The sequence below is a fragment of the Amycolatopsis sp. NPDC043889 genome, assembly GCF_056435645.1.
On the sequence record NZ_JBWKEC010000001.1, the window covers coordinates 610873 to 628011 of the forward strand.

16 protein-coding genes are annotated in these 17139 nt (G+C 69.2%); 5 read left to right on the forward strand and 11 right to left on the reverse strand.

The window, feature by feature from the left end; translation table 11 throughout:
* Positions 1-142 precede the first annotated feature (142 nt).
* Positions 143-793, reverse strand: coding sequence for a response regulator (locus tag AC0685_RS03055; RefSeq protein ID WP_034314268.1), 651 nt, complete (start codon positions 791-793; stop codon positions 143-145).
* On the reverse strand, positions 790-2565 hold the full coding sequence (locus tag AC0685_RS03060) for a sensor histidine kinase (RefSeq protein ID WP_478223993.1): 1776 nt from the start codon (positions 2563-2565) through the stop codon (positions 790-792). The genes AC0685_RS03055 and AC0685_RS03060 overlap by 4 nt, the downstream gene beginning before the upstream one ends.
* Before the next feature lie 180 nt (positions 2566-2745).
* Between AC0685_RS03060 and AC0685_RS03065 the strand changes: the two genes are divergently transcribed.
* Together AC0685_RS03065 and AC0685_RS03070 are read left to right on the forward strand one after the other, a co-directional pair.
* Positions 2746-3441, forward strand: coding sequence for an ABC transporter ATP-binding protein (locus AC0685_RS03065; RefSeq protein WP_395882136.1), 696 nt, complete (start codon positions 2746-2748; stop codon positions 3439-3441).
* Positions 3441-5690 (forward strand): FtsX-like permease family protein, encoded by a 2250-nt coding sequence (locus AC0685_RS03070; protein WP_478223994.1) that lies wholly within the window; start codon positions 3441-3443, stop codon positions 5688-5690. The genes AC0685_RS03065 and AC0685_RS03070 overlap by 1 nt, the downstream gene beginning before the upstream one ends.
* 219 nt (positions 5691-5909) lie before the next feature.
* On the opposite strand, the gene trmB is transcribed toward AC0685_RS03070, so the two are convergent.
* The 6 genes from trmB to AC0685_RS03100 form a co-directional block, all read right to left on the reverse strand.
* Positions 5910-6593 (reverse strand): tRNA (guanosine(46)-N7)-methyltransferase TrmB, encoded by a 684-nt coding sequence (gene trmB, locus AC0685_RS03075; RefSeq protein ID WP_378346146.1) that lies wholly within the window; start codon positions 6591-6593, stop codon positions 5910-5912.
* A 44-nt stretch (positions 6594-6637) separates the two neighbouring features.
* The gene (locus AC0685_RS03080) at positions 6638-7189 is read right to left on the reverse strand and encodes a hypothetical protein (protein ID WP_478224449.1); all 552 of its coding nucleotides are present in this window, start codon (positions 7187-7189) and stop codon (positions 6638-6640) included.
* A 158-nt stretch (positions 7190-7347) separates the two neighbouring features.
* Positions 7348-8100, reverse strand: coding sequence for a hypothetical protein (locus tag AC0685_RS03085; RefSeq protein WP_478223995.1), 753 nt, complete (start codon positions 8098-8100; stop codon positions 7348-7350).
* Positions 8097-9014, reverse strand: a complete 918-nt coding sequence (locus AC0685_RS03090; protein ID WP_340687229.1) for an ABC transporter ATP-binding protein — start codon at positions 9012-9014, stop codon at positions 8097-8099. Before AC0685_RS03090 ends, AC0685_RS03085 begins: the two co-directional genes overlap by 4 nt.
* 149 nt (positions 9015-9163) lie before the next feature.
* Positions 9164-9895, reverse strand: coding sequence for an ABC transporter permease (locus AC0685_RS03095; RefSeq protein WP_340687228.1), 732 nt, complete (start codon positions 9893-9895; stop codon positions 9164-9166).
* 28 nt (positions 9896-9923) lie between these two features.
* Positions 9924-10862, reverse strand: coding sequence for an ABC transporter ATP-binding protein (locus AC0685_RS03100; protein ID WP_478223996.1), 939 nt, complete (start codon positions 10860-10862; stop codon positions 9924-9926).
* A 190-nt stretch (positions 10863-11052) separates the two neighbouring features.
* On the opposite strand from AC0685_RS03100, the gene AC0685_RS03105 reads away from it, so the two are divergent.
* Positions 11053-11631, forward strand: coding sequence for a TetR/AcrR family transcriptional regulator (locus tag AC0685_RS03105; protein WP_478223997.1), 579 nt, complete (start codon positions 11053-11055; stop codon positions 11629-11631).
* Complete coding sequence (locus AC0685_RS03110) at positions 11632-12543, forward strand: SDR family NAD(P)-dependent oxidoreductase (protein WP_478223998.1); 912 nt, start codon at positions 11632-11634, stop codon at positions 12541-12543.
* Between the two features lie 499 nt (positions 12544-13042).
* Here the strand turns inward: AC0685_RS03110 and AC0685_RS03115 are convergent, their stop codons facing one another.
* The 3 genes from AC0685_RS03115 to AC0685_RS03125 all read right to left on the reverse strand — a co-directional run bounded on the left by AC0685_RS03115 (position 13043) and on the right by AC0685_RS03125 (position 15384).
* Positions 13043-13456, reverse strand: coding sequence for a VOC family protein (locus AC0685_RS03115; protein WP_478223999.1), 414 nt, complete (start codon positions 13454-13456; stop codon positions 13043-13045).
* Between the two features lie 81 nt (positions 13457-13537).
* Positions 13538-14194, reverse strand: coding sequence for a response regulator (locus AC0685_RS03120; RefSeq protein ID WP_034314242.1), 657 nt, complete (start codon positions 14192-14194; stop codon positions 13538-13540).
* Entirely contained in the window at positions 14191-15384 is a 1194-nt protein-coding gene (locus AC0685_RS03125) for a sensor histidine kinase (RefSeq protein ID WP_478224450.1), read from the reverse strand. The genes AC0685_RS03120 and AC0685_RS03125 overlap by 4 nt, the downstream gene beginning before the upstream one ends.
* 193 nt (positions 15385-15577) lie before the next feature.
* On the opposite strand from AC0685_RS03125, the gene AC0685_RS03130 reads away from it, so the two are divergent.
* A complete protein-coding gene (locus tag AC0685_RS03130; RefSeq protein WP_478224451.1) occupies positions 15578-17101 on the forward strand; it encodes a dynamin family protein in 1524 nt (507 codons plus the stop codon).
* Positions 17102-17139 lie beyond the last annotated feature (38 nt).

Sequence of the window (17139 nt, forward strand, 5' to 3'; positions counted from 1 at the left end):
ATCTCGTCGCCAGGGCGTGGCTGGTCATCAATGTCACGGACTTCTTGTCGGCGCCCTGCCGCCGAGATAGCGGGGGCCTTCAGCCAAAAGGGCGCGACTCCAAGAGATCAAAAGACCTCGGTCGCCTGCACCCACACTCAGCTCAGTCCACGACGCCGCTCCGCCACGCCCAGGCCGCGATCTCCACCCGGTTCCGTGCGCCGACCTTGCCCTGCACGGACGCCAGATGCGTCTTCACGGTGGACAGCGACAGGAACAGCTCGGCCCCGATCTCGGTGTTCGTCAGCCCCTTCGCGGCCGCCTTCACCACGTCCAGCTCCCGCGCGGTCAGCGGCTCCGAAGGCGGGGTGACGTCGCGTTTCACCGCCCCGCCGTCGAAATGCTTCAGCAGCCGGACGGTGATCTGCGGCGACACCAGCGCGTCCCCGCGCGCCGCCGCTCGCACGGCTTCGATCAGCAGCGCGGGCCCGGCGTCCTTCAGCAGGAACCCGCTCGCACCGTTCCGCAGCGCGGTGTGCACGTACTCGTCGAGGTCGAACGTCGTGACCACCACGACCTTCAGCGGATCGGCGACGTCCGGGCCCGCCAGCTGCTTGGTGACCTCGAGACCGTCGATCCCCGGCATGCGGATGTCCAGCAGACAGACGTCCGGCCGCAGTTCGCGCGCCTTCGCGACCGCCGAGACGCCGTCCGGCACGTCGGCGACCACCTCGATGTCGTCCTGCGCGTCCAGGATCATCCGGAAGCCGATCCGCACCATGTCCTGGTCGTCGGCGATCAGTACCCGGATCACTCTTCTCCTTCAAGTGGTAGCCACGCTTCGACGCGCCATCCGCCGCCCGGCGCCCGTCCGGCGGTGAGCCGGCCGTGCAGCAGGGCGACCCGTTCGCGCATGCCGATCAGACCGTAGCCGCCCGACCCGCCCGCCGGACGGCCCTGTGGCTCGCGTCCGTCGTCGGTCACCTGGAGGTGCAGTTCGTTCTCACTCACCTCCGCGATGACCAGCGCCTCCTTCGCGCCGGACGCGTGCTTGCCGATATTCGTCAGCGACTCCTGCACCAGCCGCAACGCCGACCGCCCGACCTCGTGCGGCACGTTCGGCGGCAGTTCGAGCTTCATCGACGTCTTCACGCCGTGGTTCGACCGTTCGATCAGCGTCCGCAGATCGGCGGCGAGATCGGTGGTTGCCTGTTCGCTGAACTCGCTGCTCCCGGCCGGGGCGTCACCGCGCATACTCCGCACAAGCCGGCGCATCGCCGCGAGCGCCTCCACCCCGGCGTCCTCGATCCGGCCCATCGCCTCGACCGCGACCTGCGGATTCTTCTCGCCCATCATCTTCGCCGCCTGCGCCTGCACGACGATCCCGGTGACGTGGTGGGCGACCACGTCGTGCAGTTCCCGCGCCAGCGCCATCCGCTCCGACGTCTGCGCGTCGCTGATCGCCGACTGGATGACCTGCGTGCGTTCCGAATCCCGTGACCGCAACGCCAGGCCGATCGCCACCGAGATGCCGAGCAGCAGCAGCGCGGCGACGACGAGGCCGGCGATGTCGTCCGGGTCGGTCATCAGCCGGGGCGTGGGCCGTTTGGTGTTGAGGATGGAGGCCACGGCGACCACCATCGACAGCCCGGCGATCCGCGACGCGGCCTTGCTCAGCCCGACCGCGCGGACCAGCGTGACGACCAGGCCCATCCCCGCCACGACCTGCGTGCCCGGCACGCCGCCGGGGGTCGGGTAGTCGTAGCGGAGTCGGAGGAACGGCGTCACCAGCGCCGAAAGCAGCATGACCGCGGTGAGCGCGACCATCGCGTCGGCGGGCCGCCGCGGCGCGGCGATCGCGATGATCGCCGCGACGATCGAGCAGACGAGGATGGGGAAGCCGTGCGCCCCGCTCTCGTAGGTGAAGCCGAACTCCAGGATCAGCGCGACGCCCAGCAGGCCGATGAGCGGCCATTGGCCCATCACCAGCTTGTTGAGCTTCTGCAGCTTCTCGTAGTTTTTCGGATGCGCCGTCCGGTCGCGTCCGGGGATCGCGAAGAGCAGTGTGCCGCCCAGCAGGAGACCGCCGAACAGCATCGCCTGCGCCATGGTGCCGTTCGACTCGCTGCCGTAGTAGTACCGGCCGGACACCGCGGTCAGCGTGGCCAGCACCAGACCGGAGATCACGGCGAAGGCGACACCCGGTCGCGTCCGGCGCGCGGCGTAGAACAGGACCTCGACCCCCGCGACCACCTCTGTGATGGACAGATGGGCGAGCACGCTCGAGTAGGTCGGGATGTTGAAATACCGGACGACCAGCGTGTACGCCACCAGCACGACCGAGGCCGCGACGGCGGCGACGGCGGCCCGCTTCTGCGCCCAGAGCGCGCAGAACACCATCGCGAAGATGCCGGGCAAGAGCAGGAGATCGATCCCGCGCGGGCCCGTGTCGTCGAAGGCGGCGTCGGTCACGAAGACCAGGTCGAACGCGAGCGCGGCCAGCAGGACGACGGCGGGCATGCCGATACGTCGCGCGAGCGCACTCACCCGCGCGGGGAACTTGTTCTGGGCCGGACCTGCTGTCACACCGTGACGGTAGAGGATCGGCCGCCGTCCGCACCTTGGCCGACCGGCCCGAGCCGGGTCGGCCGATCGGCCGATACGCGGGTGATCAGCACTGGCCGTCTGCCCGAAGTGGACACCGGCGGTTCACCGCGAAGCTCTTTCCCGAAGCAGAACACAAGTGACTGACTAGGGAGAATCACGGTGGCGGATCCACAGTGGACAGGGCAGCCGGTGCTTTCGGGCCGCGGGCTGGTGAAGCGGTACGGCACGCAGCACGCGCTGGCCGGGATCGACATCGACATCCAGGCGGGTGACGCGGTCGCCATCGTCGGGCCCTCCGGCTCGGGCAAGACCTCCCTGCTGCACGTGCTCGCCGGGATCCTCCGCGCCGACTCCGGGCAGATCTTCCTCGCCGGGCAGCGGGTCGACCAGCTCAACGAGCGCAAGCGCAGCGAGCTGCGGCGCACCGAGTTCGGCTTCGTGTTCCAGTCCGGCATGCTCGTCGCGGAACTGAGCGCCGAGGAGAACGTCGCGCTGCCGTCGCTGCTGGGTGGCAAGGGCCGCAAGGAATCCATCGAGGCCGGCCGCGAATGGCTGGCGAAGCTCGGCCTCGCGGGCAAGGAGAAGCGCCGCCCCGGTGAGCTTTCCGGTGGCGAGGCGCAGCGCGTCGCGATCGCACGCGCGCTGACGCACCGGCCGAAGGTGATCTTCGCCGACGAGCCGACCGGCGCGCTCGACACCCGCACCGGCCGCGCCACCATGGACGCGCTGCTCGCCGCGGCCGCCGACAGCGGTGCCGCCGTGATCGTGGTGACCCACGACCGCGAGCTCGCCGAGGCCATGCCGCGCACCGTCTCCATCCGGGACGGCCTGATCGCGACGAGGCTGGCCGCGTAATGAACAGCTTCCAGCTGGCCATGCGGGTGCTCCGGGTCGACCGCCGGACCCGCACGTCGGCCATCCTCACCGCGGTCGGGGTCGCCGTCGCGACCAGTCTGGTGCTTCTGCTGGCCTCCCTTCCCGGTGCCACGCAGGCCCGCTCCCAGCGGGCGATCTGGCAGGACATCGGCAGCTACTACTCCCAGTCCGGCGAGAGCCAGGGGCCGGCGCCGCTGCTGATGGCGGCGAACAAGGACTACTCGGGCGACCGCGAGATCACCCGCGTCGACATCGCCCAGACCGGCACTTCGCCGATGCTCAGCCTGCCGCCGGGCATCCCGCGGCTGCCCGCACCCGGCGAGTCGATCGTGTCCCCCGCCCTCGGGAAACTGATCCAGTCGACGCCGCAGGCGCAGCTCGGGGACCGGTTCGGCAAACTCGTCGACGCGCTCGGACCCGAATCGCTGATGTATCCGGAGCAGCTGGTCGCCGTCGTCGGCCACACCCCGGAGTCGATGCCGAAGACGGCGATGGCCGCGGACGGCTTCCCCAACAAGCAGGCGAAGCCCGACCCGATGCTCGAACTGCTCGCCTGGGTCGGTGTGATCGTCCTGCTCGTGCCGAGCCTGGTGCTCGTCGCGTCTTCGGCCAGGCTCACCGCCGCCCGGCGTGAGCTGCGGATGGCGGCGCTCCGGCTGGCCGGGGCGACTCCCGGCCAGGTGACGAAGATCGTCGCCGCCGAGACGGCGTTGTCCGCCGTGGTCGGCGCGCTGCTCGGCATCCTCGTGGCGCCGGCGCTCCAAGGACTCTCGACGTTCGTCCCGTGGGGCGGCGGAACCTGGCTCGCGTCGGACTTCAGCCTGTCGGTCGGCTCGACCATCGCGGTCGCCATCGCGATCCCGCTGCTGGTCGTCTTCGCCGGGGTCCTCGGCATCCGCCGAGTGCTGAAGACGCCGCTGTTCGCGGCTTCGGCACACGCCCGCAAGCCGCTGCACTGGTGGCGGCTGCTCGCGGTCCCCGTAGCCGGTGCCTTCTTCCTCTTCGCGATCAGCCAGGACAACGCCAGCTTGCCGATGGTGATGCTCGGCCTGTTCCTGCTGGTCGGGTCGGCGGCGATCATCGGGCCGTGGGTCACCTCGGCGGTCGGCGGCACGTTCGTCCGGATCTGGCGCAAACCGGCCTCGCTGCTGGCGGGACGCAGGCTCCGCGACGACCCGAAGAGCGCCTACCGCGCCACCGCGGGTGTCGTGCTCGCCGTCTTCACCGGCTCGATGGCGCTGACCCTGCTGCCCTCGTTCGAGTCGATGGCGGGCGGCGGCCGGACCTTCAAGGACAACGTCCTCTACGCCCAATCCGACGCGACCCAGGCGCAGCAGATCGCCGACCAGACCAACGCGTCCCTCGCCCGCTACGGGATCACCGAGAAGGCCGTCTCGGTCGGGCAGGTCTACCTGTCCACCGGTGAGCCGGGCACCCGCTCCCAGAATTTGAACCGGGCCTTCGTGATGACCTGCGAGGACGCCACGAAACTCCTGCGGGTGAACATCGGCGGCTCCTGCCGGCCGGGTCCCGCGATCTACAGCAGGTACGGGATCAACCCGGCGGAGTACCGCGTGCTGTCGGAGTACGACAAGGCCGGTCCGCAGCTGGATCCGAAGGCTCCCGTGCACCTCTTCCCTCAGGGTGACGAGGACACGTCCAGCACGATCGTCATCGACCCGGCCCTGGTTCCCGCGGGTGTCACGCCGGAGCGCTTCGACGTGATCGTGCCGACCACCACGGAGAACGCCGAGGTCGTGCGGACGGCGCTGGTCGGGGCGGCCCCCGGCCAGGAGGTCGGCAGCCGCGGCCTGCACCTGATCGGTCAGCAGCAGGAGCTCGGCGACCTGCGCCGGGTCACGGTGATCGGCCTGATCGCGGCCGGCGTGCTCGCCGGGTGCAGCGCGGCCGTGGCGACCGCGGGCTCGGTGATGGACCGCCGCCGCACCTTCGGGGCGCTCATCGCGGCCGGGACACCGGTCCGGGTGCTGTCGAGGGCGCTGCGGATGGAAGCGGCCCTGCCCGCGATGGTGGCCACCATCGGCGCGGGTGTGGTCGGGATCGGAGTCGGCATGGGGCTCTACAGCCTGGTCGAGAAGGAAGCGGTCGTGCTGAGCCCATGGCTGCTGGCGCCCGTGGTGCTGGGAATCGGGGTGGCGTTGCTCGGGGCATCCGTCTCGACCCCGGCGCTCAAGCGGGTGCAGTCGGAGCCTCTGGCCGACGAATGAAAAGTTCGCCCGAATGGCGTCATGGCGCCAGGGCGGCCAGGTCTCGTGGGTGGAGTCGGTGGTGATCCACCCACGGGCCGGGTGCCCGGTCGTCTCTCTGTCGGGGGAGGGACGAACGGGCACCGGGGACGCGCAGGGGGCGTTCCAAGGCGCGGGGGTGTGAAGAAAGGGCCGGTCAGGGACGTGGGGACGTCCTGACCGGCCCTTTCTGTGTCGTCGTCAGACCCGCTCGAAGATCAGATCGTGCGAGATCCGGCCTTCGACGTCGGCGCGGTTCTCGAACTTCGTGATCGGCCGCCACTCCGGCCGCGGCGCCCAGCCACCGGGCTCGCCAGCATGGCGGTTGCGCAGGAGCGGCTCGGCCGAACAGACCTCCATCATCTGCTCGGCGTAGTTCTCCCAGTCGGTCGCCATGTGGAAGGTGCCGCCCGGCGCGAGCCGCGAGGCCACCAGCGAGACGAACTCCGGCTGCACGATCCGCCGCTTGTGGTGCCGCTTCTTCGGCCACGGGTCCGGGAAGAACAGCCGGACCCCGGCCAGCGAGCCCGGCTCCACATGCGAGGTCAGCAGCACGACGGCGTCACCGTGCATCAGCCGCAGGTTCTTCACCCCGAGCTTCTCGGCGCGCAACATCAGCTGGCCGAGCCCCGGATCGTAGACCTCGACCGCGACGTAGTTGAGTTCCGGCGCGGCGGCGGCGAGCTGGGACGTGGTCTCGCCCATGCCCGAACCGATCTCCACCATCACCGGCGCCTGCCTGCCGAACCAGTCGTCGAAATCCACCGGTCCTTCGGGCAGTTCGCCGACGGTGCGGCCGAGCGACGGCCAGAGTTCGTTCCAGGCTCGCTGCTGCCCGACGGTCATCCGGCCGCCGCGTTTGACATAGCTGACCACGCTGCGCATCCGTGGCTGGTCCTCGTTTTCCACCAGCCCATTAAACGCGGCGGTTACCTGACTGCTTCGAACTCCCCCAGCCGCGAGCGCAGCCCGGCGAATCCGGCGACCGCGATCGGCGACGGCGTCGTGCTGGAATGGGCGGGGAGAACGTCGATCCAGCCGTCGTGGCGGCTCGTGTTCAGCACCGTGGTCGGGATCGAATGCCCGGACGCTCCGCGTTCAGAGGGCATGAACTCCCAGTAACCGGATTCCCCGTCCGCGGCCCACGGGACGAATTCCCAGCCGGGACGCCTGCCGAGCAGACCGGCGATCCGATCTTCGATGCGGAAACCGAGTTCCCGCGATTCGAGTCTGCCTTCCACGACGGCGCGAAGCCACCACGGCGCGGGGATTTCGCCGTGCATTCCGCTGGACGCGCGGTACAGCGCGACAACGAGATCTTCGGGCGCGCGGTGTACCCAGGCGCGGCGGATATCGGATGGCCGGGTCGCGGAAGCGACCGTGCGGGGCAGTTCGATCGCCTGTGACCATTCGAGGTCGAGCATGGGCTCGAGCCGGGGCTGCGTACTTTCCGTGCGGGCTTGCGGGATCGTGCGTTCCACTCCCTGACCGGAATCCACCGTCAAGGATCACCTCCGGGGCCGAGAGCCGAAATAGGCTCATCCCGAGCATCGCCCGGTCACGAACAGTATGTCCGCTCCGTGTGAGAGAAGCCACAGCCTCTTAACGTGGACTTAACTCCTTTGGCCGCGGTAAAAGCTCACGCATCCCTTCGATGGGTGATCATCAGTCCGGCCGCATAAACAATCACGCAGATGCCGCCGAAATAAGCCAAATAACCCCACGGCCCCAGCGGCGGTTCGAGTTTCAACATCGACACCGTGAGATCCGGCCCGGAAAACTGATTCGCCGCGAAGAACGGCATCCACTGGTAGATGTCGTCGCCCACTTTCGGAATCAGCACGACGAGCCCTTCGAGCACCTGCGTCCAGGCCAGCGCGAACCCGAGCGCGAACGCGGGGCTGCGGAACAGCAGTCCGAGGCCGACGCCGAGCAGACCGGTCAGGAAGAAGGTCAGGCCCTGACCCGCCACCGCACGCCAGTCGGCGCCCGAAGCCAGGCCCAGGTCGGCGGCCGGTTTGATCAGGTACGCGACCGCCCACGAGCCGAAGCCCACCAGCAGCCCGATCAGCCCGGAGAACACCCCGACGACGGCGCCCTTCGCCAGCAGGGCGGGCACGCGCGACGGCACCGCCTGGAAGGTGAGCTTCATCGTGCCCCAGTTGAACTCCGTCGCCGCCGCGAGGATGGCGAGGACCAGCACCACGGTGCGGCCGAGCGCGCTGGCGACCTGCGTCGAGGTGACGCCTGTCTGGCCTTCGAGCGGGACGAAGCCGAAGAAGAGCGCGGTGTAGGCCAGCGCGACCACCACCGCGATGGCCGCGCACCACCAGGGAGCGCGCGTGCTCAGCAGCTTGATCCGCTCCGCGCGGAGCATGTTCGCCGCGGTCATCGGGCCACCTCCGGTACGCCGGCGCCGTACTCGACGGCTTCGGCGGTGAGTTGCATGTACGCCTGTTCGAGCGAGCCGGCGAGCGGCTTCAGCTCGTGGAGGGTCGCGCCGGCGGCGAACGCGAGTTCGCCGATGGTGTCACTGTCCATTTCGGACACGACGAGCGCGCCGTCCTCCTCGCGGAACTCGGCTCCCTTGTCGGTCAGCGCCGTCCGCAGCTCCGGCAGATGCGGGCTGCGAACCCGCACGCCGAGGCCCTTCGCCCGGCCGACGAACTCCTCCATCGTGCCCTGGTAGATCAGCTTCCCCCGGCCGATCACGACGAGGTCCTGCGCGGTCTGCGCCATCTCCGGCAGCAGGTGGCTGGACACGAACACGGTGCGCCCCTCGGCGGCGAGCGCGTGCATCAGCTTCCTGATCCACACGATGCCCTCGGGGTCGAGCCCGTTGACCGGCTCGTCGAACAGCAGCACCCGGGGGTCGCCCAGCAGCGCCGTGGCGATCCCGAGCCGCTGCGACATCCCGAGCGAGAACTGCCCGGCCCGTTTGCGGGCGACCGAGTCGAGCCCGACCAGCCGGAGTACCTCGTCGACGCGCTTGTCGGGCAGGCCGTTCGTCGCGGCGATCCACCGGAGGTGCTCGCGGGCGGTGCGGCCGGGATGCCGCCAGGTGGCGTCGATCATGCCGCCGACCGTCCGAAGTGGATCACGCAGCTCGCGGTAGGCCATGCCGTCGATCGTCACCGAGCCCGACGTCGGGTTGTCGAGCCCGAGCATCATCCGCATGGTGGTGGACTTCCCCGCCCCGTTGGGGCCGAGGAATCCCGTCACCCGGCCCGCTTCGGCGGTGAAGGAAAGTCCGTCGACGGCGAGCTTGTCGCCGTAGCGTTTCGTGAGTCCGGTGGCCTCGATCATCAGCCCTCCCTCCAGTGGGTTCCGACATTACGCGGGAAAGGACCGGGCTGCCCCCCGATAGGCGGCCCGGTCCTTGTTCCCCTTTTCTCCCCGTCCGGATGCCTCACTCCCCCGAGCGAGACATCCGGCTTTCTCCCCTGTGGAAGTCCTTACGCGTCGCGCTTGTCCGCGACGACCAGCGAGATGACCAGCAGCACCAGCGCGAAACCGGCGAAGTAGGCGAGCGACCCGGCTTGGCTCAACGGCGCTTCCGCCGCCGCGGGGCCCGAGCCGGTGAGGAACCGGTCCGCGACGTGGAACGGCATCCAGTCGTAGATGTCCTTGCCGATCTTCGGGATGAGCTGGATCAGGTTCTCGACCGCGAGGGTGTAGATCAGCAGGAGCGAGATGGCGCCGGCGCTCTGCCGGATCAGGATGCCGACGGCGACCGCGATCACCGAGGCGAGGGCGAACACCAGGCCGACCCCGGCGACGCTGATCCACTCCGCGCCGGTGTTCAGCGCGAGATCCTCCGGCCGCATGATCGAGGCGAGGGCCCAGGCGCCGAACGCGGCGATCTCGCCGATCACCAGCGAGAGCATCGCGACGACGCCGGTCTTCGCCAGCAGCGCGGCGCGGCGGTTCGGCACGGCCTGGAAGGTGGTGCGGATGGTGCCGAAGCGGTATTCGGTGGTCACCGAAAGCGCGGCCAGCACCATGACCACGGTCATCCCGAAGACGTAGCCGAACTGGGACATGCCGACGTCGGTGAATTCCCCCGATGGCGCGGCGCCGGCGAAGATGGCGGCGAAGCCGATCACGACCGCGAGGGTGATCAACGCGCACCACCAGGGTGAGCGTGTGGTGAACAGCTTGATGCGTTCCACGGCGAGCAGAGTCATGGCTTTAATTCCTCAGAAGAGTGAGCGGCTACTGGGCGGCGGTGACCACTTCGGCGGCTTCGGCTTCGAGACCGGTGTGGTACTCGACCGAGTCGCCGGTGATCTGCATGAAGGCCTGCTCCAGGGAGCCGGTCTGCGGGCTGAGCTCGTGCAGCACGATCTGGTTGGCCGCGGCGATCTCGCCGATCTTCTCACTGTCCAAACCGGACACCACGAGCGCTCGGTCGGCGTCGGTGACCTGAGCGCTCGCCTGCGTCAGCGCGGCGCGCAACGCGGGCAGCTGCGGCGACCGCACCTTGACCGTGTTCTCGGCGGCCCGCGCCACGAAGTCCTCGGTTGAGGACTGGGAGATCAGGCGCCCCTTGCCGATCACGACCAGGTGGCTCGCGGTCAGCGCCATCTCCGAAAGGAGGTGCGAGGAAACGAAGACCGTGCGGCCTTCGTCGGCCAGCCGGTGCATGAACTTCCGGATCCAGAGGATGCCCTCGGGGTCGAGGCCGTTGACGGGCTCGTCGAAGAGGAGGACCTCCGGGTCGCCCAGCAGGGCCGCCGCGATCCCCAGTCGCTGCGACATGCCGAGGGAGAAACCGCCGGCGCGCTTCCCGGCGACGCTGGTGAGCCCGACGATCTCGAGCACCTCGTCGACCCGGCCCGCCGGGATCTTGTTGGACCGCGCCATCCACTGCAGATGCGCCCGCGCCGACCGGTTGGGGTGCACCCATTTGGCGTCCAGCAGTGCGCCGACCGTCCGCAGCGGGTCCTTCAGTTCGCGGTAGAGCTTGCCCCCGATACGCACCTGGCCCGACGTCGGATTGTCCAGGCCGAGGATCATCCGCATGGTCGTCGACTTGCCCGCCCCGTTGGGGCCGAGGAAGCCGGTGACCTCCCCTGCCGCGACGGAGAAGGACAGGTCGTTCACCGCCAGTGTCCTGCCGTACCGCTTGGTGAGGCCCGCTGCCTCGATCATGTCTGCTCCCCTCGGCGACTGCGAGAACAATCGTCGTCCATGTGGGTGGCCGAGCGCGTCATCCTGAGGTGCCAACCTGGTACCCGACCTGAGACGTAGCTTGCCGTCTTCCGGCGGCGTACGCGATCGGTGATACCCCTGAGAGTGACCCTGATTCGCCGGGGTTAATGAATCATGGTTCAATAATGGTGTGGCGAGACCCCGCAGCATCACCGACGAACGACTGCTCACCGCGGCGGGAACCGTGATCGGCATGGTCGGCCCGGGTTTCACGCTGGCACAGGTGGCGGCGGAGGCCGGTGTCGCGGTCGGCACCGTAGCCCAGCGGTTCGGTTCGAAGAACGGTCTTCTGCTGGCGTTGAGCCGGGCGAACACGCGGTCCGTCGTGGGACGGATGCGGGAATGCGGCGAGCTGGCCGATCCGGTGGAGGCGCTGCGCGCGGCGGTCGTCGTGGTCTACGAGGGACTCGGTGACGCGGAGACCGCGGCGAACCATCTCGGGCAGCTGGGCGTGGACATCGGAGACCCGGAACTCCGTGCCCTGCTGGGTGAACATTTCACCGCCGTGGAAGCCGAATTGCGGCGGCTGACGCGCGTCGCGGCGCGTGACCTGCCGGGTGCGCCGGGTGTCGTCCGCGCGGCGCGGGTGCTGCTGGGGGTGGCGAACGGGGCCGCGCTGGACTGGTCGATCCGGCCGAAGGGCCGGATCGTCGACCGGGTGGGGCAAGACGTGGACGCGGTGCTGACCGCGTGGAAAGGAGAGTCCTGAATGGACCGGAAAGTGGCCGTGGTCACGGGGGCGACCAGGGGATGTGGCCGCGCGATCGCGGTGGAGCTCGGCAGGCTCGGCTGGACGGTGTTCGTCACCGGCCGCACGACGCGGGAGCACCAGTCGCCGATGAAGCGTTCGGAGACGATCGAAGACACCGCGGAGCTCGTCGACGCGGCGGGTGGGCGGGGCATCCCCGTCCGGACCGACTTCACCGTGGTGTCCGATGTGGACGCGCTGAGGGCGCGGATCGAGTCCGAAGTGGACGGCCGGATCGACGTCCTGGTCGACGACGTCTGGGGCGGCGACCAGTTCGCGGATTTCGAGGGGGCGTATTGGGACTCCAGTCTCGACGACGCGCTCACGCTGGTGCACAACGCGATCGACACGCATCTGATCGCGTTGCACCGGCTGCTTCCGCTGGTCGTGCGGCGCGAGGGCGGGCTCGTCATCGAGGTCACCGACGGCGACCACGACGAGTACGTCGGCGCGGGGATCCCGTACTTTCTCGCGAAATGCGGGATCCGCGCGATCGGCAGGGCGCTCGGCGCCGAACTGAAGAAGTACGACTGCGTCGGCATGACCGTCACGCCGGGCTTCCTGCGTTCGGAAGCCATGCTCGACCACTTCGGGGTCACCGAGGAGACGTGGCGGGACGCGGTCGGCAAGTCCGCTCCGGTCGACTTCGCCATCTCGGAGACTCCGGCGCTGCTCGGGCGGGGTGTCGCGAAGCTGGCGACCGACCCGGAGGTCGCGCGGTTCGCGGGCAGGACGCTCGCGTCGTGGACGTTGATGAACGAGTACGGCCTGACCGACGTCGACGGTTCACGCCCCGACTTCGGCAAGTGGATGGCCGAAGTCCGGGACGCGGGCAAGGACCCGGAGACGGCGGAGCACGCCCTGTACCGCTGAGACCCGACCCCCATGAAAACCACGCCGTGAGGGCCTCCTTCCCTGCTTTCAGGGTCCAGGGGGTCGTGAGTGGCGATTCGGGTTATTGAGTGGTAAGGGCAAAGGTGGCGTGCCGGAGTTGGCGGCAGGAGCGGGACTCGCCGAAGAGACACCTTCCCGACTGTCCATAAGGGACAGTTTCTGCGGGGTCAGTGTCCGAGTTGAGCTATTTGTGTGTTTTGACGAGGGGGTCGTGAGTGGCAAAGAGGGTTAGAACCCTACTTGCCACTCACGACACCCTCGTCAAACCGGGCATATGGCCTTGAAGCAGGCATTTCGTCGCCGGAAAGCGTCCCTTGTGGACGCTGAAGAGCGCGGCTGACTCCTGTCGGCCAGTCCAGGGTCACGCCACATTTGACTGACCCCTCAATAGAACCCGAATCGCCACTCACGACCACCGCAGCTATCCGACTTCGCGGGGATCCTGGCTTTCCGGGTAGGGGAGGAGGCCCTACCCTCACTACTTCTTCCCGGCCAGCACGTCCAGGTAGTGCTGGTTGAACATGACGCCGAGGACATTGCCGAACGGGTCGACGACGGACGCGGTCACGAAGCCAGGCCCGCGCTCTATGACCGGCTCGTACTCCTTCGCGCCCTTCTCGAGCAGCTTCGCGAAGGCGTCCTCGACGTTGTCGACGGCCCAGTTCGCGATGGCGCCACCGGGGCCGGGCTGGGCCATCGACGGCCGGAAGTCGCCGCGGACCAGGCCGAACTCGTGCTGGTAGTCGCCGATCCGGAACTCGACGTACGCCGGCGTCCCGTCGGGGCCGTTGCGGACGAAGTACGGCTCGATCCCGAAGAGATCGGAGTACCACTCGATCGCGGCGGTCATGTCGTCGGCGTAGAACGTGGTGGTGGTGAGACCTCGCAGCATTTCCTTCTCCTCAGGTAGTGGCTCTGAAGACAAGGATCCGCCCCAAAGTGCTCACCGAATGACCACTTTTCCGAGGACTTCTCAGGTGACCCCGGGACGCGCCAGCCCGGTCTCGTAGGCGAGCACCACGGCCTGCACCCGGTCACGCAGATCCAGCTTCGACAGGATCCGCCCGACGTGCGTCTTCACCGTCGCTTCGGACAGGAACAGCGTCTCGGCGATCTCCAGGTTCGAGAGGCCCTTCGCGATCAGCACGAGCACCTCCCGCTCCCGTTCGGTGAGGACGTCGAGCTCGGCCGCGTCCCGCAGGGGCTTCCCGCCGCCGCCGACGAACCGGTCGAGCAGCCGCCGGGTCACCGACGGCGAGACCACGGCGTCGCCCGAAGCGACCGCCCGCAGCGCCGACACCAGGTGATCCGGCTGCGTGTCCTTCAGCAGGAACCCGCTCGCCCCGCCCTGCAACGCCGAATAGACGTACTCGTCCAGGTCGAACGTCGTCATCACGAGCACCCGCGCCGTCCCGGCCTCGACGATCCGTTTCGTCGCCTCGACCCCGTCCAGCACCGGCATCCGGACGTCCATCAGCACGACGTCGGGCCGCAGTTCCTCCGCCAGGCGGATGGCCTGCGCGCCGTCACCCGCCTCGCCGACGACATCGATGTCGGCCTGCGCGCCCAGGACCATCCGGAACCCGACGCGCATCAATTCCTGGTCGTCGACGACCACCACCCGTATCACGTCGCCAACCTAACCGGGAGCCTCGCGTGCACCTGCCACCCTCCACCGGGGGCGGGCCCGACCTCCAGCGTGCCGCCGAAGACGTTCGCCCGTTCCCTCATTCCGATCAATCCGTTCCCACCGGGGACGGCGAGTTTTCGCGGCGGCGCGGCGTGCTTCGCCGCCGCGGGCACCAGCTGTTTCGCGCGGCCGGCGCCGTCGTCGGTGACCTTGACGTCGATCACGTCCGCCTCCCGCCGCACCACCACCTCGGCCTGCGCGCCCTGGCCGGCGTGTTTCAGCGTGTTCGTCAGCGACTCCTGCACGATCCGGTACACGCCGAGGGACACCCCGGCGGGCAGCCCGGCGAGCGCGTCCGAACCGATCGCCAGCGTCACCGGCACCCCCGCCTGGCGGATCCGGTCCGCGAGGTCGGTCAGCGCGCTGGCGTCCGGCTGCGGCACGCGCGGCTCGTCGTCGCCGTCGCTGCGGAGCACGTCCAGCAGCCGCCGCAGCTCGGCGAGCGCGCCGCGGCCGGTCTCCGAAATCGTCTGCAAGGCCCGTTTCGCCATCTCGGGATTCCCGTCGACCGCGTAGGACGCGCCGTCGGCCTGCACGACCATCACGCTCACCGCGTGCGCGACGACGTCGTGCAGCTCACGGGCGATCCGTCCGCGTTCTTCGCCGACGGCGATCCTGGTCGCCTGGTCCCGTTCCGTCTCAAGTAGATGCAACCTGGCTTCCACCTCCTCGTGATAGGCGCGCCTCGCGCCGGCGAACTCGCCGAGCGTCCAGCACAGTGCGCTGGAGAAGACGCCGATGATCGCCAGCACCCAGACGTCCTCCGGCGGGTCGGCCCACAGCTGGAGCGCCGAGGTGACCAGCGTGATCACCAGGTACAGCAGGCCCTGTTTGCGTCCGACGTAGACCAGCACCGAGTAGATGCTGATCATCATCGCCAGCCCGCTCGCCGCGCCGAGTTCCAGCGCGCTGTGCGGGATGCCGATCAGCAGCACCAGGTACGCCGACCACAGCGTCGCCTTCCGCCGGAAGACCAGCGGGGCGACCATCGCGATGTCCAGCGGAACCGTCACGTACCAGGGCGGCATCGGGACTTCCGGCGTCTCGACCGCGGCCACGTAGAGCAGCAGATCGGTCAGCAGGAGGACGACGGCGATGAGACTGTCCCCCGCTATGGGGTGGGCACGCATCCAGAGGCTCAACCGTCGCACCTGGTAACACTATGTCGGCCCGTGCCGCTCGCGCGTCGGTCGCCGGTACCACCTTCGGTGCGACCCGAGGATGAGCGGCATGGCACGATTCCCTCGGTGTGCTCGACGACTGGGAGGGGTGGGCACCGTGACCTCAGCGACGGAGCAGGGCCGTCTCGCCGGCCCGCTGTCGATGTCGGTGGCGAACCTCTGCCACCGCCTCCAGCCCCAGGTGTCCGCGCGGACCGCGGCCGGTTTCGCCGAGGTGCTGCGGCGCTTGGGCGGCCCGCTGCAGGTCGCCGTCGCGGGCCGGATCAAATCGGGGAAGTCCACCCTGGTCAACGCCCTGATCGGGCGCCGGGTCGCGCCGACCGACGTCGGCGAGTGCACCCGGCTGGTGACCAGGTTCCAGTACGGCACGGTCGATCGGGTCGAGATCGTCTTCACCGACGGCCGCAAACAGGTGCTGCCCTTCTCCGCCGACGGGATGATCCCGGCCGAGCTGGGCATCGACATCGACAAGGTCTCGCATATCGAGGCGTACCTCACCAACGCGGTCCTGCAGGGCATGACCGTCATCGACACCCCGGGCCTCGGCTCGCTCGACGCCGCTTCGGTGTCGCGGACCGAGGAGCTGCTGGGCGCGGCGAAGCACCGTAAGCCCGACGAGGGTGACGAGGAGGAAGAAGGCTCCGACGAGCTGGACGACACCTCGCGCAACGCCGTCGCGGGCGCCGAGGCCGTGCTCTACGTGGTCACCCAGGGCGTGCGAGCCGACGACCAGCAGGCGCTCGCCGCGTTCACCGCCGCGACCGCGAGCCGCGAGGCGGGCCCGGTCAACGCGATCGCGGTGCTCAACAAGGCGGACACCATCGCGCCCGAGTCGGTCGAAGGCTCGGGCGGCGACGTGTGGAAGGCCGCGACGCTGCTCTCGGAGAAGCAGGCCGCGACGCTGAAGCCCCGCGTCGCGGACGTGTTGCCGGTGATCGGGCTGATCGCGGAGTCTGCCGAGTCCGGCGGGTTCACCTCGCCCGATGCCGAAGCACTGCGCCAGCTGGCCGAGATGGACGACGACATCCTCGAGACCATGCTGATCTCGGCGGATATCTTCACCAGCTGGGAATGCGACGTCGCGGCGGGCACCCGGCTGCGGCTGCTGGAGAAGCTGGACCTGTTCGGCGTGCGGTACGCCGTCGAGGCGATCCGCAAGGAACCCGAGATCACCGCGGGCTCGCTTCGCCGGAAGCTGCTCGACGCCTCCGGTCTCGAAGCGGTCCGCCAGCGGCTGAGCATCGTCTTCGCCGCCCGCGCCGACGGCATCAAGGCGGCCGCCGCGCTGGCTTCGGTCACCGCGCTGGCCCACGCGTCCGGCGACCCGGCCGAACGGCAGCGCGTCCACGACGCGATCGAGGTCCTGCTCGCCAAGCCCGAGGCACACCAGCTGCGGCTGCTCGAAGCGCTCACGCTGGTCGCGTCCGGCGCCGTCGACATGCCCGAGGATCTGTCCGAGGAGGTCCTGCGGGTCGGCAGCAACGCCGACATCGGCGCCCAGCTCGGCAAGCCGGGTGCTCCGCGCGCCGAGCTGGCGGCCCACGCTCTGGAGCGTGCCGGCTGGTGGCGCTCCTTCGCGTCCTTCGGCGCGACGCCCGCCCAGAGCCGCGTCGCGCACGTCGTGCACCGGGCGTACTTCCTCATCTGGCAGCAGATCCGCGACTGACCTCCCGCGATCCGCGCCTTTAGTCGACTACTTGCCCC